This window comes from Siphonobacter curvatus (assembly GCF_002943425.1).
GTDB lineage: Bacteria > Bacteroidota > Bacteroidia > Cytophagales > Spirosomataceae > Siphonobacter > Siphonobacter curvatus.
This window is the reverse complement of the sequence record NZ_PTRA01000001.1, coordinates 1,875,453-1,892,109: the sequence shown is the minus strand read 5'-3', so window position 1 is coordinate 1,892,109 and position 16,657 is coordinate 1,875,453. Positions and strand designations below refer to the sequence as shown.

Genomic DNA, 16,657 nt, shown 5'->3' with positions numbered 1-16,657 from the left:
CAACATACTTGATTCTCAGGACGTTCCCCGCAACAAAATTATCTATGAGCTTAAAGCGATCTTTTGATTCAGCGTTTTGAGCTTCTTCAGCGAACTACCAGCGGCTATGAATGCCCAAAGAAAGCAAAAAAAGAGAGAAGTCAGGGGCTGATTTCTCTCTTTTTTCGTTAGGCCTGAACGGGAACCATCTTCATCCGTTGTACGGCGTAATCCTCCTTGCCGTATTTCCGCAGCACTCGGTAGTGCGATTGCAGAGCGGTCCAGAAGGTTTTGTTTTCAATATACTGAATCCCGTGGTCCGCGGCTGTCTCTTTCACAATCTTGGAAATTTCGGGATAGTGTATGTGACAGATTTTGGGGAACAAATGGTGTTCAATTTGGAAATTTAATCCACCACACAAGAAATACGCCAGCGAACTATTACAGGAAAAATTAGCCGTCGTTTGCATCTGGTGTACGGCCCAGGATTCTTCAATGTTACCATCCCCGTTAGGTTCAGGGAATTCGGTATATTCAACGATGTGAGCCAATTGAAACACTAAGCCCAGTACCAGTCCTTCAAAGAAGTGCATCACCAGAAAACCAATGACGAATTGCCACCAGGTAATAGACAACACGCACAAGGGCAGTACAATGAATAGTGTGTAATAAACCGCCTTGTAGAAGAATAAATTGAAATATTCTTTCTTGGGATGACTACGGTTGGGCGTCTTACCAATATTTTGTTTGAAGAACTTGATATAGTCTTTGCGTAATACCCAGCTTAGCGAAGCCAATCCATACAGGAGGAAGGCATAGATGTGCTGATACTTATGAACGGCATTGACGGGCTCATCTTCGTCGATACGTACGAGGCCAGGAGCAATCTCCAGGTCTTCGTCGTGTCCGGGAATGTTCGTGTAGGTGTGGTGAACAATGTTGTGGGTGATACTCCAGACGTAAGGATTACCACCAATGAGGTTGAACGTCAAACCCAGCGTACGATTGAGTTTTGAACTGTCCGTAAATGAGCCGTGTACCGCATCGTGGCAAATGTTAAACCCAATAAACGCACAGGTCATACCCAAGGCAATGGATAAAACCAGCATTACCCAAACGTTGAACTGATTGGAAATGATTAAGCCGTAAAGGACCCAGAATACGACCAGAAAAAAGACAGTCTTATTCCACATGGCCTGGTTAGCGTGCTTGGAAATTTTGTTTTCTTCAAAGTAAGCGTCGACTCGCTGACGGGCATCAGCGAAGAAAGTTGACTGGCGTTTGTCGACAAAGCGAAGTTTTGACATTCAGAATAATTTCAGGAGTAGATGAATAAGGTTACGTGTACGTTGTAGTTACAGTACTGATGTTAGTGGAAAAGGCAATTCCTCAAACATACTAGAATTAAAACGAAGTATATCTAAAAAGTATATAAAAAATACGAGTCTTTTTAGGGCTCGTATTTTCGTATTACTTATCCAATGATCTTAATTAATCGTTTAAAATCTCCGTTTTATACCTAAAAAACGAAACCATTTAAACAGCTTTTTTCAAGTATAAGCCCAATAATGATCATCAATCATTACGATAGGCAATTCTAGCTTTCCAGCTTGAGTACAGCCATAAACGCTTCCTGAGGAATCTCTACGTTCCCGACCTGACGCATCCGTTTTTTACCTTTCTTCTGTTTTTCGAGCAGTTTACGCTTCCGGCTAATGTCGCCACCGTAACACTTGGCCAATACGTCTTTACGAAGGGCTTTCACGGTTTCCCGGGCGATGATTTTCTGGCCAATCGCTGCCTGAATAGCAATTTCAAATTGCTGACGCGGCAGCAACTCGCGAAGTTTCTCACACAGACGCTTACCCCATTCGTAGGCTTTATCCCGGTGTACAATGGCTGACAAAGCATCCACTTTTTCACCGTTGAGCATGATGTCCAGTTTCACCATGTCCCCTTCCTTAAAGCCCAGGTATTGGTAATCCAGCGAAGCGTAACCGCGGGAGATCGTTTTCAGACGATCGAAGAAATCGAATACGACTTCAGAAAGCGGCATTTCGAACTGAAGCTCAATCCGGTCGGATGTCAGGTATACCTGGTTTTTCAGGATGCCGCGTTTGTCCATACACAACTTCATGATGGCTCCCACGTACTCGCTCTTCGTAATGATCTGAGCGGCAATGAAAGGTTCTTCAATGGACTCAATATGGTTGGGCTCGGGCATCTCCGATGGAGCCGAAACCTTCAGTAACTCCTCCTTCGTCGTGGTCACATTGAACTGTACGGACGGAACGGTGGTGATCACCGTCATGTCGAACTCGCGTTCCAGACGCTCCTGTACGATTTCCATGTGCAGCATACCCAGGAAGCCGCAACGGAATCCAAAACCCAGAGCCGCCGATGTTTCGGGTTCCCAGATTAAAGCCGCATCATTGAGTTGCAGCTTTTCCATGGCTTCGCGAAGCTCTTCGAACTCACTCGTATCTACCGGATAAATCCCAGCGAATACCATCGGTTTTACGTCCTCAAAACCTTTGATGGCCTCAGCAGCCAGCCGGTCCATCCGCGTGATGGTATCTCCTACTTTAACTTCTTTAGCGGTTTTAATACCGGAAATCAGATACCCTACATCACCCGTTTTAATAACGTCGCGGGGTTCTTTTTCCAGACGCAGTACGCCAATTTCATCGGCGTAGTATTCACGGCCCGTCGCCATGAATTTCACTTTATCACCCTTTCGGATTTCACCGTTGTAGACGCGGAAGATTACTTCAATACCGCGGTAGGAGTTGAATACGGAGTCAAAGATCAGCCCCTGAAAAGCTCCATCGGGTTCGCCTTTAGGAGCGGGAATCCGATGGACAACGGCAGCCAGAATTTCAGCGATACCGATGCCTTCTTTGGCAGATGCATGGATAATATCCGAACGCTCACAGCCAATCAGATCCACAATCTGGTCGGATACTTCTTCGGGCATGGCACCCGGTAAATCAATTTTATTTAATACCGGAATAATCTCCAGGTCGTGTCCTAAGGCCAGATACAGGTTACTGATGGTCTGGGCTTCGATTCCCTGAGAGGCATCCACGACTAACAACGCTCCTTCGCAGGCAGCAATGGAGCGGCTTACTTCATAACTAAAATCGACGTGGCCCGGCGTATCAATCAGGTTGAGTACGTACTGCTGCCCTTCAAATTTGTAATCCATCTGAATGGCGTGCGACTTGATCGTAATCCCCCGCTCGCGTTCGAGATCCATATCATCCAGCAACTGATTTTGCATTTGTCGCTGAGATACGGTTTGGGTTTGTTCGATCAGACGGTCTGCCAAAGTACTCTTGCCGTGATCAATGTGGGCAATGATGCAGAAATTGCGAATGTTATTCACGTGTTATGGTCAGTTGAACAGCTTTGGGCTGTTGGCTTGCTGGCTTTAAGCTACTTTATCGATCCGGAAAATGTATGGGTACCTTTCGTTCCCACTTCGTCTTTCCGTTCGAATCTCCAAAAATACACTCAATCTACCGAAAAGTCGCAATACTCCCGCCAAAAGCCCCGGAATGTTTTGGAGAAATCGTATTCTCATTAGAAAATCAACGCTTGCCTCCGATATTGCAAATGGATTTTTAGACGACTTCATGAAACGGATAGTACTAGTAGGTCTTTTGCTGGCGGGATTCGGTACAGCTTCGGCCCAAACCCCGGCGGATTTTCAAAAAGACAGTCTGCGGCGAGCTTACGACCGCGAAACCATTTTTGTATTCGGTAACGGTACCCGCTTTGCCAAGGGCGGACGGGCCTATGCATCAGGTATTCGGCAGAAGAATCTGGAGCGGGAGTTCGAGTTCTCAACTGCGGGACTTTCCGAATACAAAGCGTATCGCAAGCTGCGTACCATTTCTTCGATTCTGACGGTAGCCTCGCTCGGCACCACGATTGTTGGACTTACCAGCGTAAGCAACCGGGGCAGTAATGCCTACTGGGCCTGGTGGGGAGCCGGTATTGCCATTGGGCTGGGCAACGGGGTCGTCAGCGGTCAGGCCAATAATCGGTTACAACAGGCGGTCTGGATTCGAAACCGGGATGCCTTGACGAGATAGTAATGTTTGAATGTTTGAATGTTTGAATGTTTGAATGTTTGAATGTTTGAATGTTTGAATGTTTGAATTGTAATTATTTTTTCTGGATCATTAGATAAGGTTTCGGGTAAAGTTAAGGTCTAGATGTGATGCATAAACATTCCCGGGATTGCATCCCGGGCTAATCAGATTGAATTCCGCTAGGGTTCTTTGGTCAACGGAGAATAGTACCCGGCTTGTTAAGCCCATCAAACCTTAAACGTTTCAAACATCAAACTTTATCAAACTCCCCTCCCTTCTCAAATCCTAATACGCTTCTTTTTCTTCCCAATGCACACTTAATCTTTATCCAATGAAGCACCAATTCAGAAAAATTTCACTGGCCCTGCTGATGGGGATGGCTTTGACAACGGCCTCGATGCAGTCTGTTTCCGCTCAAGGGGCAACGACTACCCGAACCGATTCACTGTACGTTCGTCAGCATTATACCAAACTGGAACGGATGATTCCGATGCGGGACGGCGTGAAACTTTTCACGTCCATTTATATTCCCAAGGACGAATCGAAGAAGTACCCCATCATGCTCGATCGCACGCCCTATAGCGTGGCTCCCTACGGCGAGGATAAGTACAAAACGAGTATTGGCCCTTCCATGCTTTTTGCCCGGGAAGGTTACATCATTGTCTATCAGGATGTTCGGGGCAAATACATGTCTGAAGGAGACTTTGTGGCGGTAAAACCATTTAATCCCAACAAAACTAAAAAGACGGACGTAGACGAAAGTTCGGATACCTACGATACCATCGACTGGCTTTTGAAAAACCTGCCGACCAATAACGGCAAGGTAGGAACCTGGGGTATTTCGGCTCCCGGTTTTTACACGACCATGACTGCTATCGACGCTCACCCCGCCCTGAAAGCGGCCTCGCCGCAGGCTCCGGTAACGGACTGGTTCATGGGTGACGACCGACACCACAACGGAGCCTTTTTTCTGATGGGTACCTTTTCATTTTTATCGTCGTACGGAGCCCCTCGCCCCCAACCAACGACCCAGACGACTCCGCAATTCAGTGCCTTTGGAACGCCGGATTCCTACGAATTTTATAAGAATCTAGGCCCCATTAAGAATATTAATGAGAAAATTTTCAAGGGTACCAACGTCATCTGGAATCAGATGATGGAGAACGAAAGCTACAACGGATTCTGGGAGGCTCGTACGCCAGTGCCTCACCTGAAAAATGTGAAGCCCGCGATTCTGACCGTAGGCGGTTGGTTTGATCAGGAAGATTTGTACGGACCCCTAAAAACTTTTGCAGGGATTGAAAAGAACAGTCCGAAGACCGAGAATTTTCTCGTAATGGGCCCCTGGATTCACGGCGGATGGTCACGCGTTAAGGGCGATGTCTTGGGTAATATTCGTTTTGATTCAGATACGGGTCCTTTTTACCGGGAAAACATTGAGCTGGCCTTTTTCAATCATCACCTGAAAGATCAAGCTGATCCGAAGCTGCCGAAAGCGTACATTTTTGAAACAGGCTCGAACCAATGGAAACAGTACGACGCCTGGCCGCCGAAACAGTCGGAGCAAAAGAATCTGTACTTCCACCCTAATGGCAAACTGTCCTTCGATGCTCCTAAAGCGAACTCCTTTATGGAGTACCTCAGTGATCCGGACAAACCTGTACCCTTTACAAATGAGATTCGAATCATTCGCGGAGCTGACTTCATGTACGAAGATCAGCGATTTGCTGCCACGCGTCCCGACGTGCTCGTCTACGAATCGGAGGTACTAACGGAAGACGTTACTATTTCCGGAAATGTGATGGCCGACCTGTTTGTATCGACCACCGGTACGGATGCCGATTTTGTGGTGAAACTCATCGATGTGTACCCCGGAGATGCTCCTAATAACAGTCCGATTGCAGGTACGAAAATGGGTGGCTTTCAATTAATGGTACGCGGCGAAGTGATGCGTTCGAAGTTTCGCAAGAGCTTCTCCAAACCCGAAGCCATGGTTCCAAATCAGGTAACGGAAGTAAAATTTGACATGCAGGACGCCGCTCACTGCTTCAAGAAAGGTCACAAGATCATGGTACAGGTGCAAAGCTCCTGGTTCCCGCTCGTAGACCGTAACCCGCAGAAGTTCGTCAACATTTACAAAGCCAGCGAATCCGATTTCCAGAAAGCTACGCACCGGGTGTATGCGTCGCCGAAGCAAGCTTCGCATGTGAAGGTGCGGGTGGTCAAGTAAGGCAGATATAGCTGACGTTAGGAAAGGACGGAGAAATCTCCGTCCTCTGCTTGCCCCGATTTGTAATCGGGGCATTTTTGGTCAAGCGTCTCAGACGCGAAAACCTCCACCCTGATCATTAAATTAGGATGAGCAGTATAGTATTACTCTTCGCTTTTCCCATAAGCCCATGAAAGCTCAAGACACGTCCCGACTTTCCCGATTAATCGCCTTACTTACGCAATTACAATCCAAACGCTTACTTACCTCTACGGAACTTGCCACCCGGTTCAAAGTCAGCGTCAGAACGATTTATCGGGATATTCGAACGTTGGAAGAAGCAGGCGTACCGATCGTGACGGAAGAGGGAAAAGGCTATTCGCTGTTGGAAGGGTATAGACTTCCTCCGATCATGTTTACGGAACAGGAAGCTAATGCGTTCATTACGGCGGAGAAATTGGTGTTGTTGAACAAAGATTCGTCCCTGACCCAGCATTATGCAGATGGCATTACGAAAATAAAATCCGTATTGCGAAACAGTGCGAGAGACAAGGCTTCCATTCTTTCGGAACGCGTGGCCTTTGAGGAAACCGGTAACGAACAAAGTGTCAGTGATTTTTTGTCCAACGTTCAGCTAGCTTTGACGCATTTCCAGGTTATTAAGCTTGATTACTACTCCCCTGGAAATCATGAAGCAACGCATCGTCTGATTGAGCCTTTTGCTCTCATTAACAATCTCGGTCAAAGCTGGTACCTGATTGCCTGGTGTCGGCTTCGTCAGGACTTCCGGCTTTTTCGCTTTGATCGAATTCAAAAGCTGACTATTACTAACGAGACGTTTGTCCCGCATAAAATGAGTTTACAGGAATATCTGGAACACTACAAAAGTAAATTTTAGTACCCCTGACATACGGCTGTCAGTACCCATGGGTTGTTTCGTGTCAACATTAAAAAACAAAGACATGAACGATCCAAAAATCAAAACCGTACCCGAGCATTATACGTCCGTTACTCCCTGGATTATCTCCACCTCTTCCGCTGACTTGATTACGTTTTTAAAGGCTGTTTTTGACGCAGAAGAAATTCCCAATAGCAGGATATGCAATGAAGCTGGGGACATCATCCACGTGGTAGTCAAACTAGGCAATGCACTCGTCATGCTTTTCGATTCCAGAGCAGGTTGGGGCCCTACGCCAAGCTTTTTGAATGTCTATGTGGAAGACCTAGAGCATACGTATCAGAAGGCCCTTCAACAGGGAGCCACATCAGTAACGGCCCCAACGACGCTGTGGTTTGGCGAAAAAGTATGCCGGCTTCTAGATCCTTTCGGCAATCTCTGGTGGATTAATCAGCGTACGGAAGACGTTGATTTTACCAATCCGGAAGCCATTGCTCAACGAGCTTCTACGCCGGAAGCTGTGGCCGGAATAGCCTATATCCAGCAGTCCTTGCACGAGGCTTTACTCCGTCAAAAAGACTTTTTCAACAATATATCCAGCGAATAAATAGCATTTCGGACGTAAAACCACTCCATCCCGATCCTTCCATGACGGTTATAAATCGGGACGAGCGGAGCGGATACAAACCGGGGCAACGAACTTTCAGCAAACTTCTATTTCCTACTGACATAGGGCTGTCATTGCTGCCCCGCTCCTTGGCGATGTCATTCAACAATGTTATCGCTTATGAACATCGTCACCATCGAACCTTTCTATTTTGTGGGCCTCGCCGTTCGCACGACGAACGAAAACGGTCAGGCAGCCTTAGATATGGGCACTTTATGGAAGCAATTTTTATCGAAAAACCTCATCAGTCAGATTCCTAACCCATTAGACTCTACCCTGCATTGTCTCTACACCGATTACGAACAGGACCATACTAAGCCTTATACTGCCTTACTCGGCTGTAAAGTTCGTTCGCTGGACCATGTTCCGGAAGGGTTTGTGGGGAAGACGGTAGCAGGCGGCACCTACGGCGTATTTAAGACAGCGGGAAAACTCAGCGAAGGCATTGTCTATCAGCAGTGGCTAAGAATCTGGAACACGAATCTCAATCGAAACTATACGACTGACTTTGAAGTATATACAACCAATAATCCAGAGGACGAAGTTGTTGCTATTTACATTGCTCTAAACGACTCCGCTCGCACCGATTTGTAACCGTCATATCCTGCTCATTTGCTCATCCGATTTACAATCGGTGTGAGCAAATGAGCAGGATATTTTTCGTTACTTCGCCCCTGTTCTCAAACCTTTCTAAACCAATGAAATTCTCCCTCGCTGGCTTTCTCCTACTAAGCCTGACCGCTTGCCAATCCCATTCTGACCTTCAGGGAACCTGGCAACTGGTATCTTCCGCCAAAATCGAAAATGGTCGAACCACTACGGATGACTGGTCCGGTAAAAAAATGATCAAAATTCTGAATGCGACTCATTTTTCATTCCTGAATCACGATACGAACGGCGGGAAAGATTCTACGTCTGCCTCCTTTGTGGCCGGCGGCGGCACCTATACCCACGAAGGAGATCGGTATACGGAACAGGTAGAATACTGTAGTTACCGACCGTACGAAGGAAAAAGTTTTGATTTTACTGTAGAAATTAAACAGGATACGCTTATTCAGACGGGCAAGGAAGAAGTGAAGGAAATGGGTATCAATCACGTTATCGTTGAGAAGTATGTTCGCGTTAAAAACTAAAGCGTAGTTATCGGTACGCGGATGCACAGCAACTGGGTCCCATCAAACCATATCTATTTAATAATCAGCCCGGTTTGTACCGGGCTTTTTCTTAGGTAGACCCAATTTATTCCTTTGGTTAGTACAGTTCAGAGGGTGTTTTTATCAGTTCATTCAGCTTCGTCTATAAGCTATTCGTCAGCCCCACTAAGTTTGGGTACATAAAAGCCATGAACTATTTTCTTGTCACGTTAGCCCTGCTGGTCAGTACCATTGCACGGGCCCAGTACCAGCCTCTTGGGGCCATTACGCAACCAGTAGAAGGCTTCGTTATCACTACGCGGGGAGATACCTTGGTGGGTGAAGTTCGCATTGTTTCACTTACCAACGATTCGCCCACTAGCGTAACCGTACAGATCCCGGATCACGAAAAACAGCAATTCAAGGGCCAGGAATTACGAGTAATTGCCCAGCAAATTCCTGATTTTGCGTACCAAACGGGTAGCATTCCCCGCGAACGTGAGTATGTACTATTTGAACGCGTTACGAATCCGAGAACTGATAAATCAGTATTACTGGAACGGTTAACGCCAGCTGACGGCCCCTTGGCTCTGTATTTCGATCCTTCGGGTTGGAAAAATTCGCCGGGATTTACCTTCGGCAATTTCACCATTAGCCGGGAACAGGAACTCAGCTATATTCTGGTGAAAAGCGACCGCGAGTTTTTCCTGGCCCGTCCTGCGGACATTGAGCAAATTCACGAAAAAGCGATGTCCGATTGTCCTGCGTTCCTGGAGCGTTTTCCGAAGGCGACGCGTCGGGACTGGAAAGAATTGGGTGAACGCGTGGTGTTCTACAACCAATCCTGCCCGTAATTCAAGCTACAGAATTCATTCAATCTACCACGTTATGAATTATCCATTGATGAAAAAGTATTGGCTAGTACTTCTCACCGCCCTGAGTCTGATGGCCTGTGAACGTTCCATTGATTCGTTTACCCTGCGGATCGAACCCGTTTTTGCTCGAGTAACTCTACTTCCTAAAACGGGTCAGGTTTCCAAGCCGATTCCTATAAAAATTAGGGTGGAAGAGCCTAGTCCTTGTTATCAGGATATGATCCTGTTGCTGGAAAAAGAAAGTGCGTTTACCTATCGTCTACAGGCTAACGCAGGGTACGTCAACCGTAACGAAGTTTGTTCACAGGCAGTAGTCGTAACCGATACCATCTTCACGTTTGTACCGCCACAAAAAGGGACTTATATTATTCATACCAACAAGCCACCCTTTCCCGTACAAACCGATTCCATTCGAGTGGAATAAACCCGGGCTGACTATCAGAATACGTGTAAAGTAGCAAATCAATACCCGTGTAAATTCACCTCATCACTTTCGCGTAGTTCAACGCGTTTTCCCATTTTCTTCTGAATGATCTTGAAGTGATGTTCGTCCTCGGGGGTGATAAGCGAAATCGCTTCACCGGAGGCTTCCGCTCGTCCGGTACGGCCAATTCGGTGTACGTAATCCTTGGGCGAACGGGGTAACTCGTAATTGATCACGTAGGGAAGAAACTGAATGTCGATTCCCCGGCCAATCAGGTCCGTTGCCACTAGTACCCGAATTTCTCCGGATTTGAACCGGCTTAGGGCCTGCACCCGGGCTCCCTGACTTTTCTGGCTATGCATGGCGTACGCCTGGATGCCGTTTTTATTCAGTTTCACGACCAGATTATCCGCCGTACGCGTGGACGAAACGAAGACCAGTACCTGCCGCATATCCTGACTCTTGATCAGATACCGTAGGAAAGGGCCTTTGCGTTCGTCCGCCACCCGATACGCTACCTGCTGAATTAAATCCAGGTTTTGTTCTTCTTCAACGATCTCAATTTTTACCGGATTATTCAGCAATTGCTGGTTAATACCTTCAATGGCATCACCCAGCGTAGCTGAAAACAATAGGCTCTGGCGTTTGCGGGGTAAGCGGGCGAAGATCTGCTTCATCTCTTCCGCAAAACCCAGATTCAGCATTTTATCGGCTTCATCGAGCACCAACATTTCTACTTCAGCCAGCGATATGGCTTTGTTCTGCATCAAATCCAGCAGACGACCCGGCGTGGCTACCAGAATCTCCGTACCCAACATCGCCTTCATCTGGGGATTGATCGACACCCCTCCGTATACAGCCAGCGTTCTTATTTTTCGGGGAAGGCGGGTACTAAACGTCTGAAAAACTTCGGCAATCTGCATCGCCAGCTCACGGGTGGGCACCAGCACCAGGGCCTTGGGCGAACGGTTGCGAGTCGAAGGCTTTTGCTGAAAGAGTTCCAGAATGGGCAAAGCAAAACTGGCCGTTTTTCCCGAACCGGTTTTCGCAATCCCAAAGAGGTCTTTTCCCGCCAGAATCGCCGGAATTGCTTCTTTTTGAATGGGATACGCTTGTGTATACTGCTGTTCAGCGATCGCTTTTAGCAGGGGTTCGGAAAGACCAAGATTGGCAAATGACATAGAATTCGGGTACGATGAAAGGCCAAATATACGATGGATTATCCAGAGCAGGGGTGGATGGGGTCAAAGCCTCCCCCGTTAAGCTTTAGTGGAACAGTTCTTTCTTTTTCCCTGAAAAACGATCCATTCCACCTATGAATATCTCCGAACTTCTGGTTGCCAGCATTGCTGGCACGTCGCTCATGACGTTGTTTATGTACCTGATGAGTTTTCTGACGGATTACAAAACGAAAGTTATTAATGTCTTAGGAACGCTTCTGACGTTTCAAACCAAACCTTCGGGTGAACTGTCGTATTCACCGCTGGCCGTTGCGGTAGGGACCGTTGCTCACTATGCGGTAGGCTTTGCGTTTGCACTGGCGTACGGCTGGCTTTGGTCGGAAGAAGTCCTGCAGCCCAATCTCTGGGGTATCCTGATTTTAGGTACGGTGAGCGGTATTCTGGCAGTGATTTTCTGGTGGTCTTTCTTTAAAATCCACCCGAAATCGCCGGATTTGAAACTTTCAGCGTACCTGACGGCCATTTTCCTCGCCCATTATTTTTTCGTTGCTGGCGTGGTCTGGTGTTATAATTTTTTGCGATCCTGAGTTGAAAGCCATCCATTTCCAACGGAACTACTATTTTTGCGGCCAGTGAGCCGGAAATGCCGTGGGAATACCCTTTTTAAAGCCTGTATTTTCACTTTTTCATCATCTAAAACCGAACTTTTCCATCACGTATCGTTCATACACTACTGAAAATGAGCAAGAAAGTTTTAATTATTGGTGCCGGTGGCGTAGGCAATGTGGTTGCTAAGAAAGTAGCCATGAATCCGGATTCTTTTAGCGAAATCCTGCTGGCCTCGCGTACCAAGTCCAAGTGTGATAAAATTGCCGCCGAAGCTCGTGAGCATGGCCTCCCTACGCCCATTCAGACAGCCCAAGTGGACGCTGACAATGTAGCTGAGCTGGTTGCTTTGATCAACGACTTCAAACCCTTCATGGTCATTAACGTGGCTCTGCCCTACCAGGATCTGACCATCATGGATGCCTGTCTGGAAACGGGTGTGCATTACCTGGATACGGCCAACTACGAGCCCAAAGACGTAGCGAAGTTCGAGTACTCCTGGCAATGGGCCTATCAGGATCGCTTCCAGAAAGCTGGACTGATGGCCTTGCTGGGTTGCGGTTTTGATCCGGGCGTAACGCAGGTGTTTACAGCGTATGCAAATAAGCATCAGTTCTCGGAAATGCAGTACCTCGACATCGTGGACTGCAATGCCGGTGATCACGGAAAAGCCTTTGCTACCAACTTTAACCCCGAAATCAACATCCGGGAAATTACGCAGCCGGGTCGGTACTGGGAGAATGGCGAATGGGTGGAAATCCCCGCTATGAGCGTCCATAAGCCCATCGAATACCCAAACGTTGGTCTTAAAGAAAGTTATGTTCTGTACCACGAAGAACTAGAATCGTTAGTTAAGAACTTCCCAACCCTGAAGCGGGCTCGTTTCTGGATGACGTTTGGTCAGCAGTACATCACCCACTTGCAGGTGCTTGAAAATGTGGGCATGACCAGCATTCAGCCCATCAAGTTCCAGGGTATGGATATTGTTCCGCTGGAATTCCTGAAAGCTTTACTACCCGAACCCGGTACGCTGGGCGAAAATTATACGGGTGAAACATCTATCGGTTGCCAGATTCGGGGTATCGGTAAAGATGGCCAGGAAAAAACCTACTTCGTTTGGAACAACTGCAAGCACCAGGATGCCTACAAGGATACCCAGGCTCAGGGCGTAAGCTACACGACGGGTGTTCCCGCCATGATCGGAGCCAAGCTGATGTGCGACGGCGTGTGGATGCAACCCGGCGTCTGGAACTGTGAGCAGATGGATCCCGATCCGTTTATGGATTTGTTGAATAAACACGGTTTGCCCTGGCACGAAGCGGTGAATGAACCGTTGTCCGTAGAGCAATAGAATAAAAAAGCCGATTCTTTAGGGAATCGGCTTTTTTATGTTTGATGGGTGTTATTCTCGATCCCCACATTACATACGGGCTAGACTGGTAGCGTTTGCGGGTACAGGTTTGGAAACCTGTACCCGCCCTTTGGCCGTTTCCAATTGCCGTACTCTCACCCATAGTTATACAATGAAGGCAGGTAAGAACCTGCCTCATATTATTGCAATTCCGCCTTGAAACCAGCTTTTTCGACGGTTTGGATGACGGCTTCCGCATCCAGCTCTTCTCCTTCTACCGTCAGAATTTTATCCGGATTATTGGTGTCCACTTTCCAGTTGTCAATCGAATCTTCCTGATTCAGAAACGGAGAAACTTTGGCTACGCAATTGCTGCAGTTGATATTGGTTTTGAATTGAATCGTTTCCATGCGTTTAGTTTTCAGCGGTCCGCCGCTGCGGTTTGTGGTTTTCTATTTTCAGTTAAGTCCCGGGTTCGTTTACAGTTTTTAGTTCTCTGTTTTCAGTTAGACACCTTACTTATTAGTACTCTAAAAACATCTAACCTGCTCCCTCATTTATTTATTTACTCATTCTATCATTCATTCAAAATTAACCCCTACACCCTCCGATACTTCAATCGCAGACTATTCATTACAACGGATACTGAACTCAGGGCCATGGCTGCTCCGGCGATCATCGGATTCAGTAAAAATCCGTTCAACGGGTACAATACCCCAGCGGCAATGGGAATACCGATGATATTATAAATGAATGCCCAGAACAGGTTCTGTCGAATGGCGTGTACCGTCAGTCGGGAAATTCGTAGTGCTTTGGGTAATTGCAGTAAGTCTCCCGAAATCAGCGTCATTTTTGCTACGTCCATCGCCACATCCGAGCCGTGCCCCATCGCAATGCTTACATCGGCCTGAGCCAACGCCTGCGAGTCGTTGATGCCGTCTCCTACCATGGCGACTACCTTTCCCTGGCTCTGGTATGCTTTCACCACCTCGGCCTTATCACCCGGTAGCACTTCCGCCCGGAATTCGGTCACCCCCACTTCTGACGCCACCTGAGCGGCCGTCTGGGCATTATCACCCGTCAGCATGAGTACCTGCACGCCTTGTTTTCGCAACTGCGTAATGGCTTCTTTTGAATGGGCTTTGATAGGGTCGTTGATCGCCAGTACGGCCAGCACTTCCTGCTCCCGGGCCAATACAATTACCGTACGAGCCTGATTTTGCCACTGCTCTACGGGCCAATGGTCTAGTACTACACCTTCTTCTTCCATCCAGCGGGGACTTCCCGCCCGAAACACTACGCCTTCTACCTGACCGCGGATGCCCTTCCCGGGTACATTTTCCAAAGCCGGCACTGCGGCTGGTTTTACTTTCTCTGCTTTCAGAGCTTGTACAATAGCCTGAGCCAGTGGATGCGTCGATTGACTTTCCAGGCCTAGCAAGACAGGTTTCCAGGCTTCGTCGTTCCATTGGCTATCCGTTACGCTGGGCTTGCCTTCAGTGATCGTTCCGGTTTTATCCAGAATGAGGGTATCCATGCGGTAGGCTCGCTCCAGGCTTTCGGCATCTTTGATTAGAATTCCGTTTTCGGCTCCCTTTCCTACCCCAACCATAATCGCCGTGGGCGTGGCCAGTCCCAGAGCACAGGGGCAGGCAATGACCAGTACCGTAACCGCATTCAGCAGGGCGTACGTAAGGGCGTTTTCACCCCCTATCAGCCACCATACCAGAAACGTCAGTACGGCAATTCCTAAGACTACTGGAACGAAAATGCCCGCAATTTTATCAACCAGCCGCTGAATGGGAGCTTTACTCCCCTGAGCTTCCTGTACCTGCCGGATGATCTGAGCCAGTAAGGTATCGCTGCCCACTTTCTGAGCAATGAAATGAAAACTCCCCTGCTGATTGACGGTTCCGGCAAATACCTTGGTCCCCTTCGTTTTTTCAACGGGAATGGGTTCTCCCGAAATCATACTCTCATCGACGTACGAATGGCCTGATTTGACCTGCCCATCCACGGGTATTTTATCACCGGGCCGTACCAGCAGACGATCGCCCACGCCTACTTCGGCGAGTGGCACCTGCACTTCCTCGCCGTTTTCAATTCGTATGACCGTCTGCGGTTGTAGCCCCATTAACTTTTTGATGGCCGAAGACGTATTGGACTTAGCCCGTTCTTCCAGCCATTTGCCCAGCAGAATAAACGTCACTACTACCGCCGCTGCTTCAAAATACACGTGTGGATGCAATCCCCGCTGATGCCAGAATTCCGGATATAACGTGTTGAATACGCTGAACGCATAGGCGATACCCGTACTCATCGCTACCAGCGTATCCATGGAAGTTTGCCCAAAGCGGGCCTGCTTAACGGCATTGACAAAAAACTTCCGCCCAAACCAGAAAAGTACCGGTGTACTTAGTCCCCACATGAGGTAATTGGCGGGCGGCCAGTCCATCCAAACCATTCCCAGTCCTACCACCGGAATCGTCAGTAGGGCCGACCAGATCAGGTTAGACTGTAATATTTTGAGGCGATTTTCTTTGTATTCGGCTTGCTTTTCCTGGGCATTCTCCGCATCAATGATCAGCCCATAGCCGATGCCCTGTACGGCCTTTTGTAGCTTTTCCAGGGACGTTTGCTGGGGGTTAAAAACAATACGGGCGGATTCATCGGCGAAGTTGACCGTCGTGTTTTCTACGCCGGGCTGTTTCGTCAGTATGGTTTCCACGCTTTGGGCACAGGCCGCACAGCTCATGCCCGTGACGGGTATACGTAAAGATTCGGTGGGTGTTTCAAGCGTTTCCATAACTACTTTCATTACAGATACAAAGTTCGGCTTCCTGGCGTGCTTCGGCATTACAGCTTTCCGGAAGGAATTTGCATAGTTTTGCCGCTAGCGTCGGGGTTTACGCGGGTAATCTTCCATCTCCACGGCGGGCAGTACCGGATTCAGGATTTGCTTGGAAATGACCACTCGGAAAAACTTCACCCCACTCACTTCATAATCCTGCCAGAACTTATCCCGTAATTGTAAATTTCGGTAAATCGTTGAGTAACTCACCTGTGGGTCCCAGCCGTGTATGTTCAGCGTAGTTAACAAAAATTCTACCGTTTTTTTCAGGTTGGAAAAGTACACCACGGACGCATCCCGCCGCCGCTGATCGGGTAAAGCGGGATAAGGCTGAATACTGAGTTCATAAATAGGTTGCTGATTCATAGCACATTCCTGGAAAA

Annotated in this window: 16 protein-coding genes; 10 read left to right on the top strand and 6 right to left on the bottom strand. The window is 47.9% G+C overall.

The window, feature by feature from the left end; all coding sequences use genetic code 11:
- Window positions 1–167 precede the first annotated feature (167 nt).
- Together C5O19_RS07780 and lepA are read right to left on the bottom strand one after the other, a co-directional pair.
- Window positions 168–1,286, bottom strand: coding sequence for a fatty acid desaturase family protein (locus tag C5O19_RS07780; protein ID WP_104711097.1), 1,119 nt, complete (start codon window positions 1,284–1,286; stop codon window positions 168–170).
- A 290-nt stretch (window positions 1,287–1,576) separates the two neighbouring features.
- A complete protein-coding gene (lepA, locus tag C5O19_RS07775) occupies window positions 1,577–3,367 on the bottom strand; it encodes a translation elongation factor 4 (RefSeq protein ID WP_104711095.1) in 1,791 nt (596 codons plus the stop codon).
- 250 nt (window positions 3,368–3,617) lie between these two features.
- On the opposite strand from lepA, the gene C5O19_RS07770 reads away from it, so the two are divergent.
- From C5O19_RS07770 to C5O19_RS07735, 8 genes are all read left to right on the top strand, one after another.
- Complete coding sequence (locus C5O19_RS07770; protein WP_133163325.1) at window positions 3,618–4,079, top strand: hypothetical protein; 462 nt, start codon at window positions 3,618–3,620, stop codon at window positions 4,077–4,079.
- Between the two features lie 331 nt (window positions 4,080–4,410).
- Window positions 4,411–6,309 carry a CocE/NonD family hydrolase gene (locus C5O19_RS07765; RefSeq protein WP_207766389.1) on the top strand — a complete coding sequence of 633 codons (1,899 nt, stop codon included), beginning with the start codon at window positions 4,411–4,413 and terminating at the stop codon, window positions 6,307–6,309.
- A 169-nt stretch (window positions 6,310–6,478) separates the two neighbouring features.
- Window positions 6,479–7,186, top strand: a complete 708-nt coding sequence (locus C5O19_RS07760; protein ID WP_104711092.1) for a helix-turn-helix transcriptional regulator — start codon at window positions 6,479–6,481, stop codon at window positions 7,184–7,186.
- A gap of 64 nt (window positions 7,187–7,250) precedes the next feature.
- Window positions 7,251–7,793: a VOC family protein gene (locus C5O19_RS07755; protein WP_104711090.1), complete on the top strand. Its 543-nt coding sequence runs from the start codon at window positions 7,251–7,253 to the stop codon at window positions 7,791–7,793.
- 180 nt (window positions 7,794–7,973) lie between these two features.
- The gene (locus C5O19_RS07750) at window positions 7,974–8,447 is read left to right on the top strand and encodes a GyrI-like domain-containing protein (RefSeq protein ID WP_104711088.1); all 474 of its coding nucleotides are present in this window, start codon (window positions 7,974–7,976) and stop codon (window positions 8,445–8,447) included.
- 104 nt (window positions 8,448–8,551) lie between these two features.
- Window positions 8,552–8,986: a lipocalin-like domain-containing protein gene (locus C5O19_RS07745; RefSeq protein ID WP_104711087.1), complete on the top strand. Its 435-nt coding sequence runs from the start codon at window positions 8,552–8,554 to the stop codon at window positions 8,984–8,986.
- 209 nt (window positions 8,987–9,195) lie between these two features.
- The gene (locus C5O19_RS07740) at window positions 9,196–9,840 is read left to right on the top strand and encodes a hypothetical protein (RefSeq protein ID WP_104711085.1); all 645 of its coding nucleotides are present in this window, start codon (window positions 9,196–9,198) and stop codon (window positions 9,838–9,840) included.
- A 34-nt stretch (window positions 9,841–9,874) separates the two neighbouring features.
- Window positions 9,875–10,285, top strand: a complete 411-nt coding sequence (locus C5O19_RS07735; protein ID WP_133163324.1) for a hypothetical protein — start codon at window positions 9,875–9,877, stop codon at window positions 10,283–10,285.
- Between the two features lie 38 nt (window positions 10,286–10,323).
- Here C5O19_RS07735 and C5O19_RS07730 read toward each other — a convergent pair whose 3' ends face one another.
- Window positions 10,324–11,466: a DEAD/DEAH box helicase gene (locus tag C5O19_RS07730; RefSeq protein WP_104711081.1), complete on the bottom strand. Its 1,143-nt coding sequence runs from the start codon at window positions 11,464–11,466 to the stop codon at window positions 10,324–10,326.
- 134 nt (window positions 11,467–11,600) lie between these two features.
- Here C5O19_RS07730 and C5O19_RS07725 point away from each other — a divergent pair, with 134 nt between their 5' ends.
- Window positions 11,601–12,053 (top strand): hypothetical protein, encoded by a 453-nt coding sequence (locus C5O19_RS07725; protein WP_104711078.1) that lies wholly within the window; start codon window positions 11,601–11,603, stop codon window positions 12,051–12,053.
- A gap of 152 nt (window positions 12,054–12,205) precedes the next feature.
- Window positions 12,206–13,423 (top strand): saccharopine dehydrogenase family protein, encoded by a 1,218-nt coding sequence (locus tag C5O19_RS07720; protein ID WP_104711076.1) that lies wholly within the window; start codon window positions 12,206–12,208, stop codon window positions 13,421–13,423.
- 200 nt (window positions 13,424–13,623) lie between these two features.
- On the opposite strand, the gene C5O19_RS07715 is transcribed toward C5O19_RS07720, so the two are convergent.
- From C5O19_RS07715 to C5O19_RS07705, 3 genes are all read right to left on the bottom strand, one after another.
- Window positions 13,624–13,833: a heavy-metal-associated domain-containing protein gene (locus tag C5O19_RS07715; RefSeq protein ID WP_104711074.1), complete on the bottom strand. Its 210-nt coding sequence runs from the start codon at window positions 13,831–13,833 to the stop codon at window positions 13,624–13,626.
- 188 nt (window positions 13,834–14,021) lie between these two features.
- Entirely contained in the window at window positions 14,022–16,229 is a 2,208-nt protein-coding gene (locus C5O19_RS07710) for a heavy metal translocating P-type ATPase (RefSeq protein WP_104713956.1), read from the bottom strand.
- A gap of 87 nt (window positions 16,230–16,316) precedes the next feature.
- Window positions 16,317–16,640, bottom strand: a complete 324-nt coding sequence (locus C5O19_RS07705; RefSeq protein ID WP_104711072.1) for a hypothetical protein — start codon at window positions 16,638–16,640, stop codon at window positions 16,317–16,319.
- Between the last annotated feature and the right edge of the window lie 17 nt (window positions 16,641–16,657).

Bases quoted from the DNA above. Each gene is read 5' to 3' on its own strand.
- C5O19_RS07780 (WP_104711097.1), bottom strand. From the start codon at position 1,286: ATGTCAAAACTTCGCTTTGTCGACAAACGCCAGTCAACTTTCTTCGCT.
- C5O19_RS07770 (WP_133163325.1), top strand. From the start codon at position 3,618: ATGAAACGGATAGTACTAGTAGGTCTTTTGCTGGCGGGATTCGGTACA.
- C5O19_RS07765 (WP_207766389.1), top strand. From the start codon at position 4,411: ATGAAGCACCAATTCAGAAAAATTTCACTGGCCCTGCTGATGGGGATG.
- C5O19_RS07760 (WP_104711092.1), top strand. From the start codon at position 6,479: ATGAAAGCTCAAGACACGTCCCGACTTTCCCGATTAATCGCCTTACTT.
- C5O19_RS07755 (WP_104711090.1), top strand. From the start codon at position 7,251: ATGAACGATCCAAAAATCAAAACCGTACCCGAGCATTATACGTCCGTT.
- C5O19_RS07750 (WP_104711088.1), top strand. From the start codon at position 7,974: ATGAACATCGTCACCATCGAACCTTTCTATTTTGTGGGCCTCGCCGTT.
- C5O19_RS07745 (WP_104711087.1), top strand. From the start codon at position 8,552: ATGAAATTCTCCCTCGCTGGCTTTCTCCTACTAAGCCTGACCGCTTGC.
- C5O19_RS07740 (WP_104711085.1), top strand. From the start codon at position 9,196: ATGAACTATTTTCTTGTCACGTTAGCCCTGCTGGTCAGTACCATTGCA.
- C5O19_RS07735 (WP_133163324.1), top strand. From the start codon at position 9,875: ATGAATTATCCATTGATGAAAAAGTATTGGCTAGTACTTCTCACCGCC.
- C5O19_RS07730 (WP_104711081.1), bottom strand. From the start codon at position 11,466: ATGTCATTTGCCAATCTTGGTCTTTCCGAACCCCTGCTAAAAGCGATC.
- C5O19_RS07725 (WP_104711078.1), top strand. From the start codon at position 11,601: ATGAATATCTCCGAACTTCTGGTTGCCAGCATTGCTGGCACGTCGCTC.
- C5O19_RS07720 (WP_104711076.1), top strand. From the start codon at position 12,206: ATGAGCAAGAAAGTTTTAATTATTGGTGCCGGTGGCGTAGGCAATGTG.
- C5O19_RS07715 (WP_104711074.1), bottom strand. From the start codon at position 13,833: ATGGAAACGATTCAATTCAAAACCAATATCAACTGCAGCAATTGCGTA.
- C5O19_RS07710 (WP_104713956.1), bottom strand. From the start codon at position 16,229: ATGGAAACGCTTGAAACACCCACCGAATCTTTACGTATACCCGTCACG.
- C5O19_RS07705 (WP_104711072.1), bottom strand. From the start codon at position 16,640: ATGAATCAGCAACCTATTTATGAACTCAGTATTCAGCCTTATCCCGCT.